Here is an 18804-nt window from a genome sequence, read left to right as displayed (position 1 = left end):
GAGGTCTCGCGAGGTTCGCGATCCGGGACGCCGGCAGGTGTTCCGGCCTCCTCGACGTCCGCACCATCGAGGAGAACGCAGTCCCGGGCGCTGAAGAAGGGCCTGTCATGCCAGGTACTGACAGGCCCCCCTACGCGCGGACCGTCCCCCCTAGCCTGAAGGCGTGAGTACCGAGAGCGACATCCGCGAGTTCCTGGCCTCCCGCCGCGCCAAGATCACCCCGCGGCAGGCGGGTCTGCCCGCCTACGGCGGGAACCGGCGCGTGCCGGGCCTGCGCCGGGAGGAAGTCGCCCTGCTCGCCAGCGTCAGCATCGACTACTACGTCCGCCTGGAACGCGGCCGACTCGCCGGCGCCTCGGAGGAAGTCCTCGACGCCGTCGCGGGCGCCCTGCAACTCGACGACGCCGAACGCGCCCACCTCTACGACCTGGCCCGCGCCGCCGGTAAACGCCCCACCCGCCGCACCCGCGCCCGCGGCCCCCTGCCCGACAGCGTCCGGCGCGTCCTCGACTCCATGACCGACTCCCCGGCCTTCATACGCAACGGCCGCCTGGACATCCTGGCCGTCAACCGCCTCGGCCGCGCTCTCTACTCGCCCCTGTTCCCCGACGGCACCACGGGCACGGTCAACATCGCCCGCTTCCAGTTCCTCGACCCGCACGGACGCGACTTCTTCCCCGACTGGGACCAGTCGGTGAACACGACCGTCGCCCTGCTGCGCACCGAGGCCGGCCGCGCCCCGCACGACCGTGACCTGACCGGCCTGATCGGCGAACTGGTCACCCGCAGCGAGGAGTTCCGCACCTCCTGGGCCAAGCACAACGTGCGCCTGCACCACACCGGCCGCAAGGCCTTCCGGCACCCCGCCGTCGGCGACCTCACCCTCGACTTCGACGCCATGGATCTGCCCGCCCAGCCCGGCCTGACCCTCACCGCGTACAGCGCCGCCCCCGGCACACCCGAGCATGACGCCCTGCGACTCCTCGCCGCGTGGTCCGCCACCGAGGACGCGGAGCCCGCCGGCCCCTCGCCCGAACGTCGGGGCCGGTGAACGCCGGCCGGGTCCGGCCCGGGGTCTGTGCGGCGGGCGGCGCAGTTGCTCGGAGCGTCAGGCCAGTCCAGGTACCAACAGCACCTTGCAGGCGTCCCCGGTGAGCAGATCCATCGCCTGGTCGACCTCGCTGAGTTGCAGTCGGTGCGTGATCAGCCAGTCCAGGTCCAGGCGCCCGGAGTTCAGCAGGAGCAACGTCTGCTCCCAGGTTTCCCACAGGCGGCGGCCGAAGATGCCCCGAAGTGTGATGCCCCGCTTGTTGATCTGGGCAGCGACGTCGATCGGCACCGGCCGGCCCGGGTGTCCCACGGTCACGACCGTTCCTTCTCGGCGCACGGCGTCGAACAGGGAGGGGAGTGCGGCGGCCGCTCCCGAGCATGCGAAGGCGACGTCGGCCCCGCCGCGGTGACCGCTGAGTTCGCGGCTGCGCTCGGCGACACCCTCTCCGGGCTCCATCGTGATCACTCCGAGCCGTTCGGCTTCGGCGCGGCGGAACGGATTCGGCTCGATCACGATCACGTAGGCGGCGCCCATGAGCGAAGCCAGCCGCGCGACGACCATGCCCACCGCTCTGCTGGTAACGCCTGGACCAGCGGGCGTTGTCGCCGACTAGTTTTTCTGCAGTGCGCGGGTGACACCCGCGATGACGGAGGTCGTCAGTACCCAGCCGAAGGCGATCAGCAGGTAGGCGAGCCACTGGAGGCTGTCGTTCGACCAGTACCAGTCGGTGCGCTGGCCCAGGCCGCCGATGGGGACCAATAGGTCGAGTGTGTAGACGAGGGGCTGGAACGGGGCACCGTCGCCTCGCTGGACCGGAGTGGGGTTGTGCGTGCTGAAGGACAGCGTGCCCAGCAAGGTCAGCGCCAGGAGCCAGACGCCGGCCAGCCAGGGGCGGTAGCCGTAGCCGACCGTCACATCGAGAAGGTGTCCCCAGGCGCGCGCGACCAGGGGGAGGGTGTGACGCCGGTGGCGCTGTTTGGCCAGGAGCACACGGCGGGCTTCGTCGTCATGGCCAGCTCTGCGGTACCAGCTCGCCAACTGTTCGTAGGGCTGGGGGTTGTAGCCCGGGCAGCGTCGTATCCATGCCACACGGCGGGCCACGGAGTTGCGCCACCCCACTGCCTCCCGCCGTTCGCCTGCCTCGTCCACCTTGATGGAGCCGTAGACGAAGCCGTCCAGCTCCACCACGTCCGGCCAGCTGTATTCGCTGTCGTGGAGATAGGACACCTCTGCGCCCCGGAGGTCCACGGTGGCGGACGGTGGCCGGGCGAGAGTGAGGGCGAAGTCGACGGCCTGCATCAGCATGCCCAGCAGGGCCGGGCCGTCGCCGCCAGGAGGCCCGTTCAGGACGGCTCCTTCAAAGGTCAGGGTGCCCGAGATCCGGGCACCCCGCAGCCGTACGGTCCCGTCCGCGACGAAGCCGTCGGAGAAGTCGAGGGTCGAGGCGACGGCGTTGTCCAGGGCGAGAGCCACTCCGCGCGGGCCGGGGTCCATCAGGTGCGCGCCCTGCATGAACAGTCCGCCCGGCAACTGCGCCCCCAGCAGCCGTACTTCACCTTGTGCGACGAACCCGCCCTTACAGAACATGCCCCCTTCCAAGACCAGGCCGCCGGCAGCCACGGCCCACCCGCCGGGCGCTCGGATCTCGGCTCCGCTGAGAAGCAGGCCATTGGTCACCCGGGCGTCGGTGAGCGACAGGGCGGTGCTCACGTGGTTGAAAGGCGAGTAAGCGAGACTTTCCACGATAGAGCGCCGCAGGTCGAAGATTCCCTCGATGCGGGCTGAGTCGGCTTCGACGCCCGGCACCCGGCTGCCCGTGATCACGAGCGTCTGTAAGGACGCTCCGAGAACGTCCACCGATTCCTCGAACCAGCAGTCCTCGATCCAGAGAGCATGGGCGATCTACGCCCCAGCCAGGTTGAGTTGCCCGGAGATCCGCGCCCCGGCGAGCCTCAGGCACGCGACGGCGCCTGGCTGCGTGGTGTTCCCGCCCAGGAGGAGTGCCACAATCACGGCGGCCCGGACCGTCCGTTCTGCACCCCACTGCCCACCCTCGGCCGCACGGTCGTCCTCGGGAACGCCCGTGCGCAGGTCCACACGGTTTCCCTCAGGGAACGCGTCCCACAACTCACGTTCCGGTGAAGTCAACTCATCGTATGAGAGCACTTGTTCAGTGTAGTGATCTCCTCCTCTTCTGCCGGCATTCGAAGGGAGGGCCGGTGGGCCGACGCAGCCGGGCGAGGTGCACAGAACACTGCGCGACCGAACTGCTCGGTGCCGTTCAACACCGACCAGATCACTTCCTCTCCCGGCTCGGGAAGAACTCCTGCATCTTCGCCTTGAAACCCTGCCTGACCATGGACGCGCTGTCCGCGTCGCCCTTGAGGATCGAGGCGGCCGTGGCCTCCATCTGGTCCCAGGTGGCGTGCGGCGGGATCGGGGGCACGGCGGGGTCGGTGAGGAACTCGATCACCGCGGGACCGTCCGCCTCCAGGCCGGCCCGCCAGCCCGCCTCGACGTCCTCCGGCTTCTCGACCCGGATCCCGGTCAGACCCAGCGAACGGGCGAACGCCGCGTACTGCACGTCCGGCAGCTGCTGCGAGGGCAGGAAGGACGGGGCGCCCTCCATGGCCCGCATCTCCCATGTCACCTGGTTGAGGTCCTGGTTGTTCCAGACGGCGACGATCAGCCGCGGGTCCTCCCACAGGTCGCGGTACTTCGCCGCCGTGATCAGCTCCGCCATCCCGTTCATCTGCATCGCGCCGTCTCCGACCAGCGCGATCGCCGGCCGGTCCGGGTGCGCGAACTTCGCGCCGATGGCGTACGGCACGCCGCAGCCCATCGTGGCGAGCGTCCCGGACAGCGAGCCGCGCATCCCGGACCGCATCGTCAGGTGCCGCGCGTACCAGTTCGCCGTCGACCCCGAGTCGGAGCTGACGATCGCGTCGGACGGCAGCAGCGGATCCAGTACGTGCGCCACGTACTCCGGGTTGATCGGGTCCGCCGACTGCCCGGCCCGTCCCTCCATCACCTCGCGCCAGCGCTTCACGTTGTCGCACACCGTCTCGTACCAGTCGCGTTCGCCCCGGTCGGCGTCCAGCATCGGGATCAGCCGCTGCAGGGTCGCCCGCGCGTCGCCGACGAGATTGACCTCGTAGGGGTAACGCATCCCGACCATGTGCGGGTCGATGTCGATCTGCACGCCCCGCGCCTTGCCGAACTCCGGCAGGAACTGGGTGTACGGGAAGGAGGACCCGATGGTCAGCAGGGTGTCGCAGTCCCGCATCAGCTCGTACGACGGACGGGTGCCCAGCAGGCCGATCGACCCTGTCACGTACGGGAGTTCGTCGCTCAGGGCGTCCTTGCCGAGCAGTGCCTTCGCCACGCCCGCGCCGAGCATCTCGGCGACGCGTTCCACCTCGGCCCGCGCGCCTGCCGCGCCCTGGCCGACCAGGATCGCGACCTTGTCGCCGGTGTTGAGGATCTCCGCCGCGCGCCGCAGCGACTCCTCGGACGGAACCGCCGTCCAGGAACTGCGGTCCAGGCTGGAGGGCACCATCTTGAACTCGTGGGTGGGCGCCGAGTAGTCGAGTTCCTGCACATCGCCGGGGATGATGACCGCCGTCGGACACCGGCGCGCGTACGCGGTGCGGATCGCCCGGTCCAGCACGTTCGGCAGCTGCTCGGGAACCGTCACCGTCTCCACGAAGTCGGAGGCGACGTCCTTGTACAGCGAGTGCAGGTCCACCTCCTGCTGGTACGAGCCGCCCATCGCGGTGCGGTGCGTCTGACCGACGATCGCCAGCACCGGCACATGGTCCAGCTTGGCGTCGTACAGCCCGTTGAGCAGATGGATCGCACCGGGCCCCGAGGTCGCCGTGCACACCCCCAGACGGCCGCTGAACTTGGCATAGCCGACCGCCTGGAACGCGGACATCTCCTCATGCCGGGACTGGATGAAACGGGGCTGGTTGTCGGCGCGCCCCCAGGCGGCGAGCAGGCCGTTGATGCCGTCGCCGGGATAGCCGAAGACGTGCTCCACACCCCACTCGCGCAGCCGCTGAAGGACATGGTCGGAGACCTTGGTGCTCATGTACGGACCTCCCGGGCATAGGTGCCACAAGCAGCATCCCTACGAGTCACCCCGCGCGCCTCGGGAAAACCTGCCCGGCGTTTGCCGCCGCGGGCCCGGGGCAGGCGCAGCCCCAGTGCTTCGGACCGGAGGCACGTCCGTGGGAGTGGCCGCGAGGTCTCCCGGACGAGCCTGCCCGAATCTGCAACAGGCTCCCACGGTGACCGTTCCACCCCGGTACTACCTAGGGAGTTGCGGCGCGTATGCCCATTCATGCGAGCGCGAAGCACCACCCGCACAACGACGCACCCGAGACGGCGGCCGCCTTCCGCGAGCTCGCCGCGCTTCCCCCCGGTCATCGCCGCGACACCCTCAGTGGTGAGATCGTCGAGGCCTGGCTGCCCATGGCCCACCGCATCGCGGGCCGCTTCCGCAACCGCGGCGAGAGCCTCGACGACCTCCGCCAGGTCGCGGCCCTCGGCCTGGTCAAGGCTGTCGCCCGCTACGACCCCGAGCGAGGCAAGGCCTTCGAGAGCTACGCCGTACCCACCATCACCGGCGAGATCAAGCGGCACTTCCGGGACCACATGTGGACCCTGCACGTGCCGCGCAGGGTGCAGGACCTGCGCAACCGGGTCCGCTTCGCCCGCCAGGACCTGGCCCAGAGCGTCTCCGGGCGGCGGCCCACCGTCGCGGACATCGCCGCACACGCCGACATGAGCGAGGAGGACGTCCGCGTCGGGATGGAGGCCCTGGAGAGCTTCACCGCGTTGTCCCTGGACGCGGAGCTGCCCGGCAGCGAGGACGGGTACTCCCTCGGCGACGCGCTGGGCTCGGCCGACCCCGCCCTCGACCTGGTGGTCGACCGGGAGGCGGTGAAGCACCGGCTCGCCGCTCTGCCCGAGCGTGAGCGGTCGATCCTGTACATGCGGTTCTTCGGCGACATGACCCAGAGCCGGATCGCCGAGCAGCTGGGAATCTCGCAGATGCACGTGTCCCGGCTGATCAGCCGGTGCTGCGGGAGGGTGCGCGAACAGGTGATGAAGGACGCCATCCGGTAGGGCGGGCCCGAGGTGTCCGCGGGGCGGCGGGCCGGAGGTTGTCCGCGGGGCCCTGGCGACTGTCGTCCGGGTGCGCTCCTCGTGTCACCCGCTCGGCGGTCCGCGTCCCGCGAATGGTGTCCGGCCGCGCGCGGCCGGGCGGTGGGCGGGCTGTGATGGCTGCGGGGGCACGACCGCCGTGTCCCCGCAGTCGGCCGAAGGAGTTCACCCCATGCGCCGCAGCGCACGTGCCCTGTCCGCCGCCGTCCTGGCCGGTACCGTCATCGGCCTCGCCGGGCCGGCCGCCATCGCCGAACCGACAGCGGGACCGGCCGCGGAGCAACCGGCCGCTGAGCAGCCGGCCGCTGAGCAGCCGGCCGCGGCACCGGCGGAGGAGTGGGTCGAGGAGCAGCCGGTCGCCGATCCGGCGGAGGAGCAGCCGGTCGCGCAACCCACCGAGGAGCAGTCGGCCGGTGCTCCGGTCGAGGAGCAGTCGGTCGAGGCTCCCCTCGAGGACCCGGCCGCGGGACCGGTCGCGGAGGCGCTCGCCGACCCGGCCGCCCAGGTCAGTCCGAGCAGCGTGTCCCCGGGCGGCGACGTCACCGTCTCCGTCTCCTGCGATCCGACCGGCGGCACCCCGCCCGGCTCGATCACCGCCACCTCCGAGGCCGTCGACTCGGGCAGCGTCCAGCTGGGCCTGGTCTCCGGCGACGAGGCGACCGGCCCCGCCTACCGAGGCACCGCCCATATCACCCCCGACGCGACCCTCGAGGGCGCTGGGGAGGCCGGGGACACCGCCGGCAAGGAGTCCCCGTGGACCGTGGACGGCACCTGCCCGACGGCACCCGGCGGGCACGGCAAGCAGTGGAGCGCCCCGTTCACCGTGAACCAGGGGAGTCACGGCGCCGCCGTCCAGCACGGGGTACGGGCCGGTGAGGGCGGTGCCTTCACCGACTCCACGCCCGCCCTGGTCGCCGGCGGTCTGCTGATCGCGGGCGCGCTCGGCGCCGCCGTCCACCGCCTGCGCCGCAAGGAGCCCGCCACCGACGACTGACCCTCACCGTGCGCCGCCGACCTGACCCCCTCCTCGTGTGATCCGCGCAACTGGCATCGACGCTCATGGCACCGCGTCACCCTGGGTACTCAGAGCCCGAGGGCACGACCCGCCCCGTACGACACACCGCACGAGCCCACCGGCCCCGCCGACCTCATGCCGGCCAGGACCCACGGACGAGACGAGCAGCCCCACCGGCCCACCAGAGACCGTCGGGCCCCAGAGGGAGGTACGGATGCCGCCGACGGACCCGGAAGGCCACGGCCCCGTCCGTTTCGGCCCGCCGCTTCCCGAGGACGGGCTGCCCGTGCTGCCCGAACTGTCCGCCGTACTGGCCGCCGCGGCCGACCGCCCGGGCAGCGAGCCCGTCGGCGGCGGACCCGCCCTGCTGGACGCCGCCCGCGGCTACTGGGACCGGCGCGGCCTGACCACCGGACCGGACAGGGTGGCCGCCGCTCCCGGCGCCCCCGCCCTGCTCCTCGCGCTGACCGCCGCGCTCGGCGGCGACGTCCTGGTACCGCGACCGTGCGCCGCCTGGTGGGCGCCGTACGCACGTCTGCTGGGACGCCCCGTCTTCCATGTGCCGACCCCGGCCGAGTGCGGCGGTGTCCCGGACCCGTACGCCCTCCTGGAGACCGTGCGCCGGGTGCGGGCCGAGGGCGGCGATCCGCGGCTGCTCGTGCTGTCCGTCGCCGACGACCCCACCGCCACCGTCGCCCCGCCCGAACTGCTGCACGAGACCGTGGAGGCCGCCGTCGGCGAGGGCCTGCACCTGGTCAGCGACGAGACCTGGCGGGACACCCTGCACGACCCGCACGCCACCGTGCTGCTCAGCCCGGCCGAGATGCTGCCCGACCAGGTCACCCTCGTCACCGACCTGGCCGGCGCGCTGCTGCCGACCGGCTGGCCGGCCGCCGTCGCGCGCTTCCCCGCGGGCGAGGCGAACGGCGCCGGCCTGCACGCGCGCGTGCTCGACATCCTCACCGCACTCGGCGCCCGGGTCGCCGCACCCGTGGCCGCCGCGGCCACGTACGCCCTCGGAGAACCCGAACCGGTCACCGCACGTATGGGGGCCGCCGTGCGGCTGCACGCGCGGGTGGCCGCCGCGGCGCACACCACCGTCGTCACCGCGGGCGCCCTCGCCCGGCCCCCGCAGGCCGGCCGTCACCTCTACGTCGACCTCGACCCGCTGCGGCCCGCGCTCGGCGCGCACGGCGTGGGCGACGCCCAGGAACTGGAGGACTTCCTGACCGCCCGGCTCGGCATGCCCGCGCCCGGCGGCCACCGCTTCGGCGACGACCTCCAGGCGCTGCGCGTGCGACTGTCCACCGGTCCGCTGCTGGCCGGGGGTACGCACGAGGAGCGCGCGGAATTCCTCGACGCCCCCTCGGCGTTGGAACTGCCGCACGCGCACCACGGGTTGGCCCTGCTGGAATCGGTCTTCGACGATCTCCGCGACGACGCTCAAGGACGGGAGTCTCCTCGATGACGCAGCAGTCCGAGTCCAGCAGGAGCATGCCCACCCGGGGAGCAGCCGCGCCGACGGCCTCACCTCCGTCGCCTCCCGCGTCCTCGTCGCCCTCTCTCGCGCCACCCGTCGCGCCCAGACCGCTCGGTGAGCGGCGGGTGTGGCCGCGGACCTTCCACGACCGGCTGACCGCCCCGCTGCCCGGCCTGAAGTCCATGGCCCGCTTCGCCCGCGAGGGCTCCATCCGCCCCGGCCGTGAAGGCCTCGCCGACATCCCCAGGCTGCCCTTCGAGCCGGGGCCGCCGCCCCGGGTGGACGCCCGCACGGTCGCCGTGTCCTGGGCGGGGCACGCCAGTTGGGTCGTGCAGATCGGCGGGCTGACCGTCCTCACCGACCCGGTCTGGTCCCGCCGCATCCTCGGCACCCCGGCGCGGATCACCCCGGTCGGGGTCGCCTGGAGCCAACTGCCGCCCGTGGACGCGGTCGTCATCAGCCACAACCACTACGACCACCTGGACGCGCCCACGCTGCGCCGACTCCCGCGTCAGACCCCGGTGTTCGTCCCCGCCGGACTCGCCCGCTGGTTCCACCGCCGACGGTTCACCAACGTCACCGAGCTGGACTGGTGGGAGGGCGCCGTACTGGACGGCGTCCGCTTCGACTTCGTCCCCGCGCACCACTGGTCCAAGCGCAGCCTCACCGACACCTGCCGCACCCTGTGGGGCGGCTGGGTCCTCACCGCCACGGACGGGCAGCGCGTCTACTTCGCGGGCGACACCGGATACGGCCACTGGTTCGCCCGCATCGGACAGCGCTACCCCGGCATCGACCTGGCCCTGCTGCCGATCGGCGCCTACGACCCCCGCTGGTGGCTCAGCGACGTCCACTGCGACCCGGAGGAGGCGGTCCGGGCCGCTCAGGACCTCGGGGCCCGCCGGATGGCGCCCATGCACTGGGCGACGTTCGTTCTGTCGGCGGAACCGGTACTGGAGCCGCTCACCCGGGTCCGGGCGGCCTGGGAGAAGGCGGGCCTGGCCCGGGAGAACCTGTGGGACCTGCCGGTGGGCGGATCCCGGATCCTCGGTCAGGGCTAGGATCACGCCGGGCTCGCGGGGTCCCCGGCCTGATCCGAACGAAAAACCCTGAGCCCCGAAATCCCCCATCACGCCTTCGCGGGCCGGCGGATCCTCTTCCACACACTCGGCGCCGCGCTGATCACCACGGTCAGTGCGACCGCGGCGACCACGCCCTCCCAGGGCTCTCGGAACAGTGAGCCCCCGAGGATCCCGATCACCTGGTACGTCACCGCCCAGGCCAGGCACGCCGGCAGGTTCCCCCGGGCGAACCGCCGCATCGGCCACTCGGCCATCAGGCAGGCCAGCATCACCGGTATCCGGCCGGCCGGCACCAGCCGGGACAGCACCAGCACCGCCACCCCGTGGTCGGCGAGCTTCTCCTGGGACTGCGCGAGCCGCTCCTCCGGCGCGCGCGAACGGATCGCCTCCAGCCAGCGCGAGCCGTTCTTCGACTTCATGCCGCGCCGCCCCAGCCAGTACAGGGCCATGTCACCGAGGAACGCGGCCGTCGAGGCCGTCACGAACACCAGCGCCAGCGTGAGCGGAGCCGTCTGGTGGAAGGCCACCACGGCCGCCGAACTCACCAGCGCCCCCGTCGGGACCACCGGAACCAGCGCCCCGATCAGCACCAGCAGGAACAGCGACGGATAGCCGAGCGCCTGCTGCGCGGACGCGGTCGGCGCCACCGTCGGGACCATGGCGAGCCAACTCACCGTGCGGCCCCCAGCCGTATGTTCTCCCCGTGCCCGAGCCGGTGCACCGCCACCTGGGGCGCGTGCGTGGCCGCGAGGCGGACGAACTCGTCGCCCGGCGTGTGGAACTCGTGCGGGCGCACGGCGTCCATCCCGATGGGCCAGTACGTGCCGTAGTGCACCGGCACCGCGCTGTGCGGCGCGAGCCGGGCCAGCGCCTGAGCGGCCCGCCCGGCGTCCAGATGCCCCTCGCCGAGGTACGGTCCCCAGCCGCCCACCGGCAGCAGCGCCACATCGACGGGCCCGACCTCCTTCGCCATCTCGTCGAAGAGGCCGGTGTCCCCGGCGAAGTAGGTGCGTGCCTCACCCTCGACGACATAGCCGAGGGCGGGGGAGCGGTGCGGCCCGAGCGGCAGCCGCCGCCCGTCGTGCCGGGCCGGCACGACCCGTACCACCAGGTCGCCGACCCGGACCTGGTCCCCGGGCGCCACCTCGCTCAGCCGGAGATGAGTGAGCCGGCGCAGCCCCGGTACCGCACGGGGCGCACCCCGGGGTACGAGCAGGCGCGTGCCCGGTGCGAGCCGCGTCAGCGACGGGACGTGCAGATGGTCGGCGTGCAGATGGGAGACCAGCGCCACGTCGGCCTGCCAGGCGCCCGGCGGGGGCAGCGCGCCGCGACGGCGCCGCAGATGCGCCAGCCGTCTGGCGAACAGGGGATCGGTGAGCACGCGGACGTTCGAGTCCGTGACCGTGCAGGTCGCGTGACCCCACCAGGTGATCTCCACCGGCACCTCTTTGCCTCCTTCGCGCGACTCCCCCGAAGGGTACGGGCAGGAGTAGGGTCAGCGGCGAAACCCGGAGGTGAGGGGGGACTCCATGGGACGGGTACGAGGTGACCTCGACACACCATTACCGATGCGCGTCACGGCCATCGCCAGCCTGACGCCCCTCGAAGAGCTCGACGACGACCCGTTCCTGGTGGACTCCCGCAGCCAGCACGCGATGTGCGCCCGCTGGGCCGCCGAGCGCGGTCAGGTCGTCACCAGGGAACTCCTGGTGTGCGCGCTGCGCCCCGACCACGGCGTCCTGTGGGAGGGAGTGCGGCCGGGCCGTGACCTGTTCGTCGCGCCGAGCCTGCGGGTGCTGCGCAGCGCGCTGGCGTCGGTGGACGAGTTCACCGCCGAGTGCGCCCGACGCGGGGTGCGGGTGGAGACCGTCGGCCACGCGGAACCCGCGTACGACGCGCAGATGAAGGCCCGGGTGCACCGCAGGCTGTCGATGCCGACGGCCGGCTACGACGGGCGCTGACGAAACCGTAGGGGCCTGCTTCGAAAACCCGTATGACAGTCTGGGCCCAGGGCCCGCACCGACGACGGGCTGGGACGTGAGGTGTGCGGGGCGTGCGATCAGAGCGTTGGCGGCGGGTCGCGAGTCAGGTCGGGCGGAGCGTCGCGGTATGGGTGGTCTGCACCCTCACGATGCTGGTACTGGCGGGGATCCTGCCGGACTTCCGGCTCCAGTCCGCCGACGGTGACAGTGCCACCCATATCGCCGTCACGGCCGCGTTCGGCGCCGGCGCCTTCGGCCTCCTGTCGGCCCTCGTCTGGCCCCTGCTCGTACGGCTGTTGCTGCTGGTGCCTGCCCTGGTGCTGGGGCTGCTGGTGTTCTTCCTCAACGGCGCGCTGCTGCTGCTCGCGCTGCGTCTGAACCCCACCGAGCAGGGCGACGCCGCTCCGGAGACCGCGGTCGTGGTGGCCGCCGTGATGTCCGCCGTCGCCTCCGCGACCGGCGCCGCGCTCGCCGTCCGCGACGACGACGCCTACCGGCGCCGCCTGTACCGCCTCGCCGACCGCCGCCGCCGATCCGGCCCGGCCTGCTCCGCCGCTCCCGGCACCGTCTTCGTCCAGCTCGACGGGGTCGGCCACGACGTGCTGCTCGACGCCGTCGGCAGGGGGCTGATGCCCACCGTCGCCCGTTGGCTCGCCACCGGCATCGGCGTCGGCGTCGGTACCGGACGCGGACCCAGCCACCGGCTCACCCCGTGGCGCACCGACTGGTCCAGCCAGACCGGCGCCAGCCAACTCGGCATCCTGCACGGCAGCAACCACGACATCCCCGCCTTCCGCTGGTACGAGAAGGACCGCGGCGAGGTGATGGTCTGCAACCGCCCGACCAGCGCCGCCGAACTCCAGCGCCGCGCCATGGAGGCCACCGGCGACGCCGGACTGCTCACCGTCGACGGCGCCAGCCGGGGCAACCTGTTCTCCGGCGGCGCCGACGAACAGGCCCTGGTGCTGTCCATAGCCGCCCGCCGCCGCAACCGGGAGACCCGCTCCAGGGCGGGGTACTTCGCCTACTTCTCCGACCCGGCCAACGCGGTGCGCACCGCCATGTCCTTCGTCGCCGACGTCGGACGTGAGATAGGCCAGTCCAGCCAAGCCCGCGCGCGCAAGGTACGGCCCCGGGTGGGGCGCGGCGGCCTCTATCCGTTCGTCCGCGCCTTCGCGACCGTGGTCGAACGCGATGTCGTCGTCGCCGCGGTGATGGGCGACATGCTCGCCGGACGCACCGCCGTCTACGCCGACCTCGTCGCGTACGACGAGGTGGCCCACCACTCCGGGCCGGCCAGCCGGGACGCGGAGAAGGTCCTCGAACGCCTCGACCGCTCCCTCGCCCTCATCGAGAACGTGGCCGAGCACGCCCCTCGCCCGTACCGGATCGTGGTCCTGTCCGACCACGGGCAGAGCCCCGGCGAGACCTTCCGCTCCCGCTACGGACTCACCCTCGCCGACCTGGTGCGGGCCGGCGCCGGGCTGCCCGTGCCGCGCCGGGCGCGGCGCACCCACAGCGGCACCGAGGCCCGCGCGGCCGTGCGCGCCGCACTGCGCCGGCCGGTCGAGGAACGCGCCGAGCAGTTCCGGCCGTCGAGCCCGCGCTCGGAACCCATCGTGCTGGCCTCCGGAAACCTGGGCCTGGTCTCCTTCCCCGACGTTCACCACCGGATGAGCAAGGAGGAGATCGACGCCCGCCATCCCGCCCTGCTGACCACCCTCGCCAACCATCCCGGCATCGGCTTCCTGCTGGTGCGCAGCGAGGAGCACGGGGGAGTCGTCCTCGGTCCGTTCGGCGCGCAGATCCCGCTCGACGAACTCGACGACAACCCCGGTCCGCTCGCCGACTTCGGGCCCGGCGCCGCCGACGCCGTCCGCCGTACCCACTCCTTCCCGCACACCGCCGACATCATGGTCAACTCCTGGTACGACCCGGCCGACGGGGAGGTCCTCGCCTTCGAGGAGCAGATCGGCTCCCACGGCGGTCTCGGCGGCGCCCAGGCCAAGGCCTTCCTGCTGTCGCCGCTGGACCTGTCGGCGCCCGCCGAGGACGGCGCGGAACTCGTCGGAGCCGAACACATCCACCAGGTGCTGCGCCGCTGGCTCGAGGAGACGGACGGCCCCCAGGTCCCGCTGACCGAGCGTCAGGAACGACGGGTCGCCTGATACGTGTTGCCGGGCGCGGCCGCCGTCCGGCGCGGGCGGGCAGGTCCTTCGCGTGCGCCGGGCCGGAGTGTGATCGGATGGTGCCGTAATCCCGTGACCGGGACCATACGAAAGGAAAGACCGTGGCCACCACGCGCTCCGCACACACCGTCTGGGAAGGCAACCTGCTCGAGGGCAACGGCGTTGTCACCTTCGACACCTCCGGCGCCATCGGCGAGCAGCCGGTGACCTGGGCTGCCCGCACCCAGGAAGCGAACGGCAAGACCAGCCCCGAGGAGCTGATCGCGGCCGCCCACTCCAGCTGCTTCTCGATGGCTCTCTCGCACGGCCTCGCCGGGGCCGGCACCCCGCCCACCAAGCTCGTCACCTCCGCCGACGTCAACTTCCAGCCCGGTGAGGGAATCACCGGCATCCACCTCACCGTCGAGGGCACGGTGCCGGGCCTCGACGAGGAGGGCTTCGTCGCCGCCGCCGAGCAGGCCAAGGTCAACTGCCCGGTCAGCCAGGCCCTGAAGGCCGTATCGATCACGCTGTCGGCGAAGCTCGCCTGAACCGGCACCCGGGACAGCGCATCCGCCGGGCGGCCCACCCCGGGGCGTCCGGCGGGTGGGCGGCCGACGCGTGCGCCCGGCCGACGCGTGCGCCCGGCCGGTTCACCGGCACCGGCCCGGGTAGGTAGCTGACGGTGGTGGAACGACGGCGCGGTGGGAGGACTCATCGGTGGCGGGAACCTCTGGCGGGACGACGGTGCTCGACTCCGCGACCCGTGAACTCACCCGCGCGGTCCTGCTGTTCAGCCTCGACGGCCGCGCCCGCCCGCACAGCACCGCGTCCGACGCGCTCGTCGACCGGCTGGACTTCGGCCGTTTCGAACCCCATCTGAGGTCCAGCGAAGCGGTCCTGCCCGTGCCGGTCCTCAGCGAGCGCCTGGGCCCCGACGAGCTGCGCCCCGCGCACGGCGACCACGCCCTCGCCCTCGCCGCCGCCGAACTCCTGGTCCTGGCCACCCCGCGCGGCGATGTGACCCTCGTCGTCGACTGCGGCTTCGCCGCGGACACCGCGTCCGACGCCCTCGCCGCCTGGCTGGCGGACACCTGCTTCGACCGCCGGCGCATCCTGCTCGGTGACCGGCCGCTGCTCGACGTGGTCAACGAACGGCTCGCCCTGCCGACCCCCCTCACCTACGGCCAGAACGTCCACCAGCTGGTCTTCCCCGGCGGGCGGTTGCGGCATGACCTGCTGAGCGCGGACCTCGCCGACGCCACCCGCAGGCCCGATCTGCTGAACGAGATCGTCTACCGCGGCCGGCTGCCCGCGCACCGCCCGTCCGACGCCGAGGACACCCTGCCGCCCAACCTCAGGAACCACGGCGTCACCCTCTCCGCGCACGGCCGCGGCGTCTCCGTCCAGGCCGGCTGGGCACCGCACGTCGAGAACGGCCTGATCCTGGTCGCCGTCGGCATGGTCTCCGCCCTCGCCGTGCTCCAGCGCACCCGGCTCGCCGCCTTCGAGACCATGCGCGCCAACGAGCTGGCCCCCATGACCGACTCGCCGTACGAGGTCCGCTCCCTCATCTCCCGGCTGTCGGCCGGAGTGAACGAGCTCCAGCTGGACCTGGCCTTCGGCGTCGAGGCGTACGTGGACAGCCTGCTGATCCCGGAGATGCTGATGGAGGCCTTCCAGACCTCCCTGCGCGACACCCTGGGCATCCGCGACAGCCTGGAGAACTCCGCGCGCATGGTCGAACGGCTCACCTCCGTCATCGGTGCCCGCTCCGCCGCCCTCGACGCCGAACTCGCCGAGCGCGACGACCGCCGGGACCGCACCGTCTCCGCGCTCGTCGCCGCGGCCACCCTGATCGCGCTGCCGCCGACCCTGCTGCTGACGTACTTCGGGGTCAACGGCACCAACGTCCACTCCGACCGCTCCATCTTCGACCTCGGCACGTACGGCACCGCGTACGCGCTGGCCTGGCTGCCCTTCGTGGTCCTCGCCGTGATCGGATACGTGCTGCTCCGGAGGGTCAGCAGACGCTCCGGAGCCCTCCTGTCCCCGCCCGACGGCCGGCCCGCCACGGTGCCCGCGCCCCGATCCCCGTCCGGGAGCTGACATGTCGCGACGACCCGCCGTGTCCGCGCACCGGGGCGGATCCGAACGCGCCGAGGCCGCCACCCGGGAGGCGTACGAGGACGCGGTCCGCTCCGGCGCCGAGTACGTGGAGTTCGACATCCGGCGTACCGCGGACAAGGTCCTCGTCGTCTACCACGACCCCCGGGTCGGTCCCGGCGGCCCGCCGCTGTCGACGATCACGCACGCCGAACTGTGCGAACGGGCCGGATACGCCGTACCGGTCATGGAGGACATCATGTCCCTGATCGCCGGGAAACTGGCCGGGCACCTGGACCTCAAGGAAGTCGGGTACGAGCGCACGGTGATCGACCGCGCGATCGCCCTGCTCGGCGCCGACGGCTTCGTCGCCACCACCCTGGAGGATCGTTCCGTCGCCGCCGTCGCGCGTGCCTTCCCCCAGGTGCGCACGGCCCTGTCGCTGGGCCGCGACCGCAGGGACATCGCTCCGGCCCGCCTGGCCGCCACCCGGTTGAGCGAGCTGCTGCCCATGCGGCGGGTCCGGGCCTGCGGAGCCGGCGGGGTCGCCGTGCACCACCGGCTGGCGCGCGCGGGTGTGCTGCGCGAGGCGGCCCGGCACGGCCTGTTCAGCATGGTGTGGACGATCAACGAGGACCTGCCGATGCGGACCTTCCTGGCCGACCCGCGGGTCGACGTCCTGGTCACCGACCGCCCTCGGCGCGCCCTCGCCCTGCGCGGCGGACGGCACGACGAGCGCCCGGCGGGGTACCCGTCCTCCTGAGCCGGGGTACCCGTTCCTTGACAGGAGCCACCCATTGACAAGAGCGCACTCAAGTTTTCTGCTGGAGTGCACAGGCTCCCTGGCACGGTGGAAGGGAACAGCGATGGGACGTGCGGTCGGAATCGATCTCGGGACCACGAACTCGGTGGTGGCGGTGCTGGAAGGCGGCGAGCCCACGGTCGTCGCCAACGCGGAGGGCGGCAGGACCACACCGTCGGTGGTGGCCTTCGCCAAGAACGGCGAGGTGCTCGTCGGAGAGGTCGCCAAGCGGCAGGCCGTGACGAACGTGGAGCGCACCGCCCGCTCGGTCAAGCGGTACATGGGCGACTCGAACTGGCGTTTCCCCCAGGAGGGCTCCATCGACGGCACCCGCTACCGGGCGCAGGAGCTGTCCGCGCGGGTGCTGCAGAAGCTGAAGCGGGACGCCGAGTCCTACCTCGGCGAGGACGTCACCGACGCCGTGATCACCGTGCCCGCGTACTTCGACGACAGCCAGCGGCAGGCCACCAAGGAGGCCGGGGAGGTCGCCGGCCTGAAGGTCCTCAGGATCATCAACGAGCCGACCGCCGCCGCCCTCGCCTACGGCCTCGACCGGGGCGAGGAGCAGACGGTCCTGGTCTTCGACCTCGGCGGCGGCACCTTCGACGTGTCGTTGCTGGAGATCGGCGACGGGGTCATCGAGGTCAAGGCCACCAATGGCGACACACACCTCGGCGGCGACGACTGGGACCAGCGGGTAGTCGAGTACCTCGTCAAGCGCTTCAAGGCGCAGACCGGCGTCGACCTGGGCAACGACAAGATGGCCCTGCAGCGACTGCGTGAGGGCGCCGAGAAGGCCAAGATCGAGCTGTCCAGCTCCTCCGAGACGACGATCAACCTGCCCTACGTCACCGCCTCCGCGGAGGGCCCGCTGCACCTCGACGAGAAGCTGACCCGCGCCCAGTTCCAGGAGCTCACCGCGGACCTCCTCGACCGCTGCAAGACCCCCTTCCACCAGGCGGTCAAGGACGCCGGCATCAAGCTCGCCGCGATCCACCACGTCATCCTCGTCGGCGGTTCGACCCGTATGCCCGCCGTCACCGAGCTGGTCAGGGAGCTGACCGGCAAGGACCCGCACAAGGGCGTCAACCCGGACGAGGTCGTCGCCGTGGGCGCGGCGCTCCAGGCCGGTGTCATCCGCGGCGACGTGAAGGACGTCCTGCTCCTCGACGTCACCCCGCTGTCCCTGGGCATCGAGACCAAGGGCGGCATCATGACCAAGCTCATCGAACGCAACACCACGATCCCCACCCGCCGCTCGGAGATCTTCACCACCGCCGCCGACAACCAGCCCTCGGTGGGCATCCAGGTCTATCAGGGCGAACGTGAGATCGCCGCGTACAACAAGAAGCTCGGCGTCTTCGACCTCACCGGCCTGCCGCCCGCGCCGCGTGGTGTGCCGCAGGTCGAGGTCGCCTTCGACATCGACGCGAACGGGATCATGCACGTCTCGGCGAAGGATCTCGCCACCGGCCGGGAGCAGAAGATGACCGTCACCGGCGGCTCCGCCCTGCCCAAGGACGACATCGACCGCATGATGCGGGAGGCGGAGCAGTACGCCGAGGAGGACCGGGGCCGCCGGGAGGCGGCGGAGACCCGCAACCAGGCCGAACAACTCGTGTACCAGACCGAGAAGTTCATCCGTGAGAACGAGGACAAGGTCCCGGCCGAGACCAGGGGAGAGGTTCAGGCGGCGGTCGCCGAGGTCAAGCAGCTCCTGGAGCAGAACGCCGAGACCGACGCCCTGCGCACCGGCGTCGAGAAACTCGCCTCCGTCAGCCAGCGGCTGGGCCAGGCCATGTACGCCCAGGCCCAGCAGACGCCGACGGAGAACACCGGCGACGGCCCGCACGGCTCACCGCAGGACGAGGAGGGCGTGGTCGACGCCGAGATCGTCGACGACGACAAGGACCAGGACCGCAAGGGCGGCGCAGCCTGAGCCCTGC

The 18804-nt window shown here is 72.2% G+C and carries 15 protein-coding genes and 1 pseudogene; 11 read left to right on the top strand and 5 right to left on the bottom strand.

Annotation, left to right across the window (positions count from 1 at the left end):
* Positions 1–163 precede the first annotated feature (163 nt).
* The gene (locus tag ABZ027_RS19555) at positions 164–1051 is read left to right on the top strand and encodes a helix-turn-helix transcriptional regulator (protein ID WP_356769870.1); all 888 of its coding nucleotides are present in this window, start codon (positions 164–166) and stop codon (positions 1049–1051) included.
* A 57-nt stretch (positions 1052–1108) separates the two neighbouring features.
* Here ABZ027_RS19555 and ABZ027_RS19550 read toward each other — a convergent pair whose 3' ends face one another.
* The 3 genes and pseudogenes from ABZ027_RS19550 to ABZ027_RS19540 form a co-directional block, all read right to left on the bottom strand.
* On the bottom strand, positions 1109–1612 hold the full coding sequence (locus ABZ027_RS19550; protein WP_356770051.1) for a zinc-binding dehydrogenase: 504 nt from the start codon (positions 1610–1612) through the stop codon (positions 1109–1111).
* 48 nt (positions 1613–1660) lie between these two features.
* Positions 1661–3217: pseudogene (locus ABZ027_RS19545) on the bottom strand (oxidoreductase).
* A gap of 130 nt (positions 3218–3347) precedes the next feature.
* Positions 3348–5144, bottom strand: a complete 1797-nt coding sequence (locus ABZ027_RS19540) for a thiamine pyrophosphate-requiring protein (RefSeq protein ID WP_356769868.1) — start codon at positions 5142–5144, stop codon at positions 3348–3350.
* 242 nt (positions 5145–5386) lie between these two features.
* Between ABZ027_RS19540 and ABZ027_RS19535 the strand changes: the two genes are divergently transcribed.
* The 4 genes from ABZ027_RS19535 (at position 5387) to ABZ027_RS19520 (ending at position 9779) form a co-directional block, all read left to right on the top strand.
* A complete protein-coding gene (locus tag ABZ027_RS19535) occupies positions 5387–6184 on the top strand; it encodes an RNA polymerase sigma factor SigF (protein WP_356769866.1) in 798 nt (265 codons plus the stop codon).
* 211 nt (positions 6185–6395) lie between these two features.
* The gene (locus ABZ027_RS19530; RefSeq protein WP_356769864.1) at positions 6396–7217 is read left to right on the top strand and encodes a hypothetical protein; all 822 of its coding nucleotides are present in this window, start codon (positions 6396–6398) and stop codon (positions 7215–7217) included.
* Between the two features lie 235 nt (positions 7218–7452).
* The gene (locus tag ABZ027_RS19525) at positions 7453–8706 is read left to right on the top strand and encodes an aminotransferase class I/II-fold pyridoxal phosphate-dependent enzyme (RefSeq protein ID WP_356769862.1); all 1254 of its coding nucleotides are present in this window, start codon (positions 7453–7455) and stop codon (positions 8704–8706) included.
* On the top strand, positions 8703–9779 hold the full coding sequence (locus ABZ027_RS19520) for an MBL fold metallo-hydrolase (RefSeq protein WP_356769860.1): 1077 nt from the start codon (positions 8703–8705) through the stop codon (positions 9777–9779). The genes ABZ027_RS19525 and ABZ027_RS19520 overlap by 4 nt, the downstream gene beginning before the upstream one ends.
* 68 nt (positions 9780–9847) lie before the next feature.
* Here the strand turns inward: ABZ027_RS19520 and ABZ027_RS19515 are convergent, their stop codons facing one another.
* Complete coding sequence (locus ABZ027_RS19515; RefSeq protein WP_356770049.1) at positions 9848–10459, bottom strand: VTT domain-containing protein; 612 nt, start codon at positions 10457–10459, stop codon at positions 9848–9850.
* A gap of 11 nt (positions 10460–10470) precedes the next feature.
* The gene (locus tag ABZ027_RS19510) at positions 10471–11244 is read right to left on the bottom strand and encodes an MBL fold metallo-hydrolase (RefSeq protein WP_356769858.1); all 774 of its coding nucleotides are present in this window, start codon (positions 11242–11244) and stop codon (positions 10471–10473) included.
* A gap of 85 nt (positions 11245–11329) precedes the next feature.
* Between ABZ027_RS19510 and ABZ027_RS19505 the strand changes: the two genes are divergently transcribed.
* The 6 genes from ABZ027_RS19505 to dnaK all read left to right on the top strand — a co-directional run bounded on the left by ABZ027_RS19505 (position 11330) and on the right by dnaK (position 18797).
* Positions 11330–11761: a hypothetical protein gene (locus ABZ027_RS19505; RefSeq protein ID WP_356769856.1), complete on the top strand. Its 432-nt coding sequence runs from the start codon at positions 11330–11332 to the stop codon at positions 11759–11761.
* A gap of 83 nt (positions 11762–11844) precedes the next feature.
* A complete protein-coding gene (locus tag ABZ027_RS19500; RefSeq protein WP_356769854.1) occupies positions 11845–13950 on the top strand; it encodes a phage holin family protein in 2106 nt (701 codons plus the stop codon).
* A gap of 122 nt (positions 13951–14072) precedes the next feature.
* Entirely contained in the window at positions 14073–14501 is a 429-nt protein-coding gene (locus tag ABZ027_RS19495) for an OsmC family protein (RefSeq protein ID WP_356769852.1), read from the top strand.
* A gap of 169 nt (positions 14502–14670) precedes the next feature.
* Positions 14671–16059 (top strand): hypothetical protein, encoded by a 1389-nt coding sequence (locus tag ABZ027_RS19490; protein WP_356769850.1) that lies wholly within the window; start codon positions 14671–14673, stop codon positions 16057–16059.
* 1 nt (position 16060) lies between these two features.
* Positions 16061–16819 carry a glycerophosphodiester phosphodiesterase family protein gene (locus ABZ027_RS19485; protein ID WP_356769848.1) on the top strand — a complete coding sequence of 253 codons (759 nt, stop codon included), beginning with the start codon at positions 16061–16063 and terminating at the stop codon, positions 16817–16819.
* A gap of 103 nt (positions 16820–16922) precedes the next feature.
* Positions 16923–18797, top strand: coding sequence for a molecular chaperone DnaK (gene dnaK / locus ABZ027_RS19480; RefSeq protein ID WP_356769846.1), 1875 nt, complete (start codon positions 16923–16925; stop codon positions 18795–18797).
* Positions 18798–18804: the final 7 nt, after the last annotated feature.

The sequence above is a fragment of the Streptomyces sp. NPDC006332 genome, from assembly GCF_040612855.1.
In the GTDB taxonomy this organism is placed as follows: Bacteria; Actinomycetota; Actinomycetes; order Streptomycetales; family Streptomycetaceae; genus Streptomyces.
Note: the sequence above shows the minus strand (reverse complement) of the source record. Positions and strands in the feature narration are given on the sequence as shown.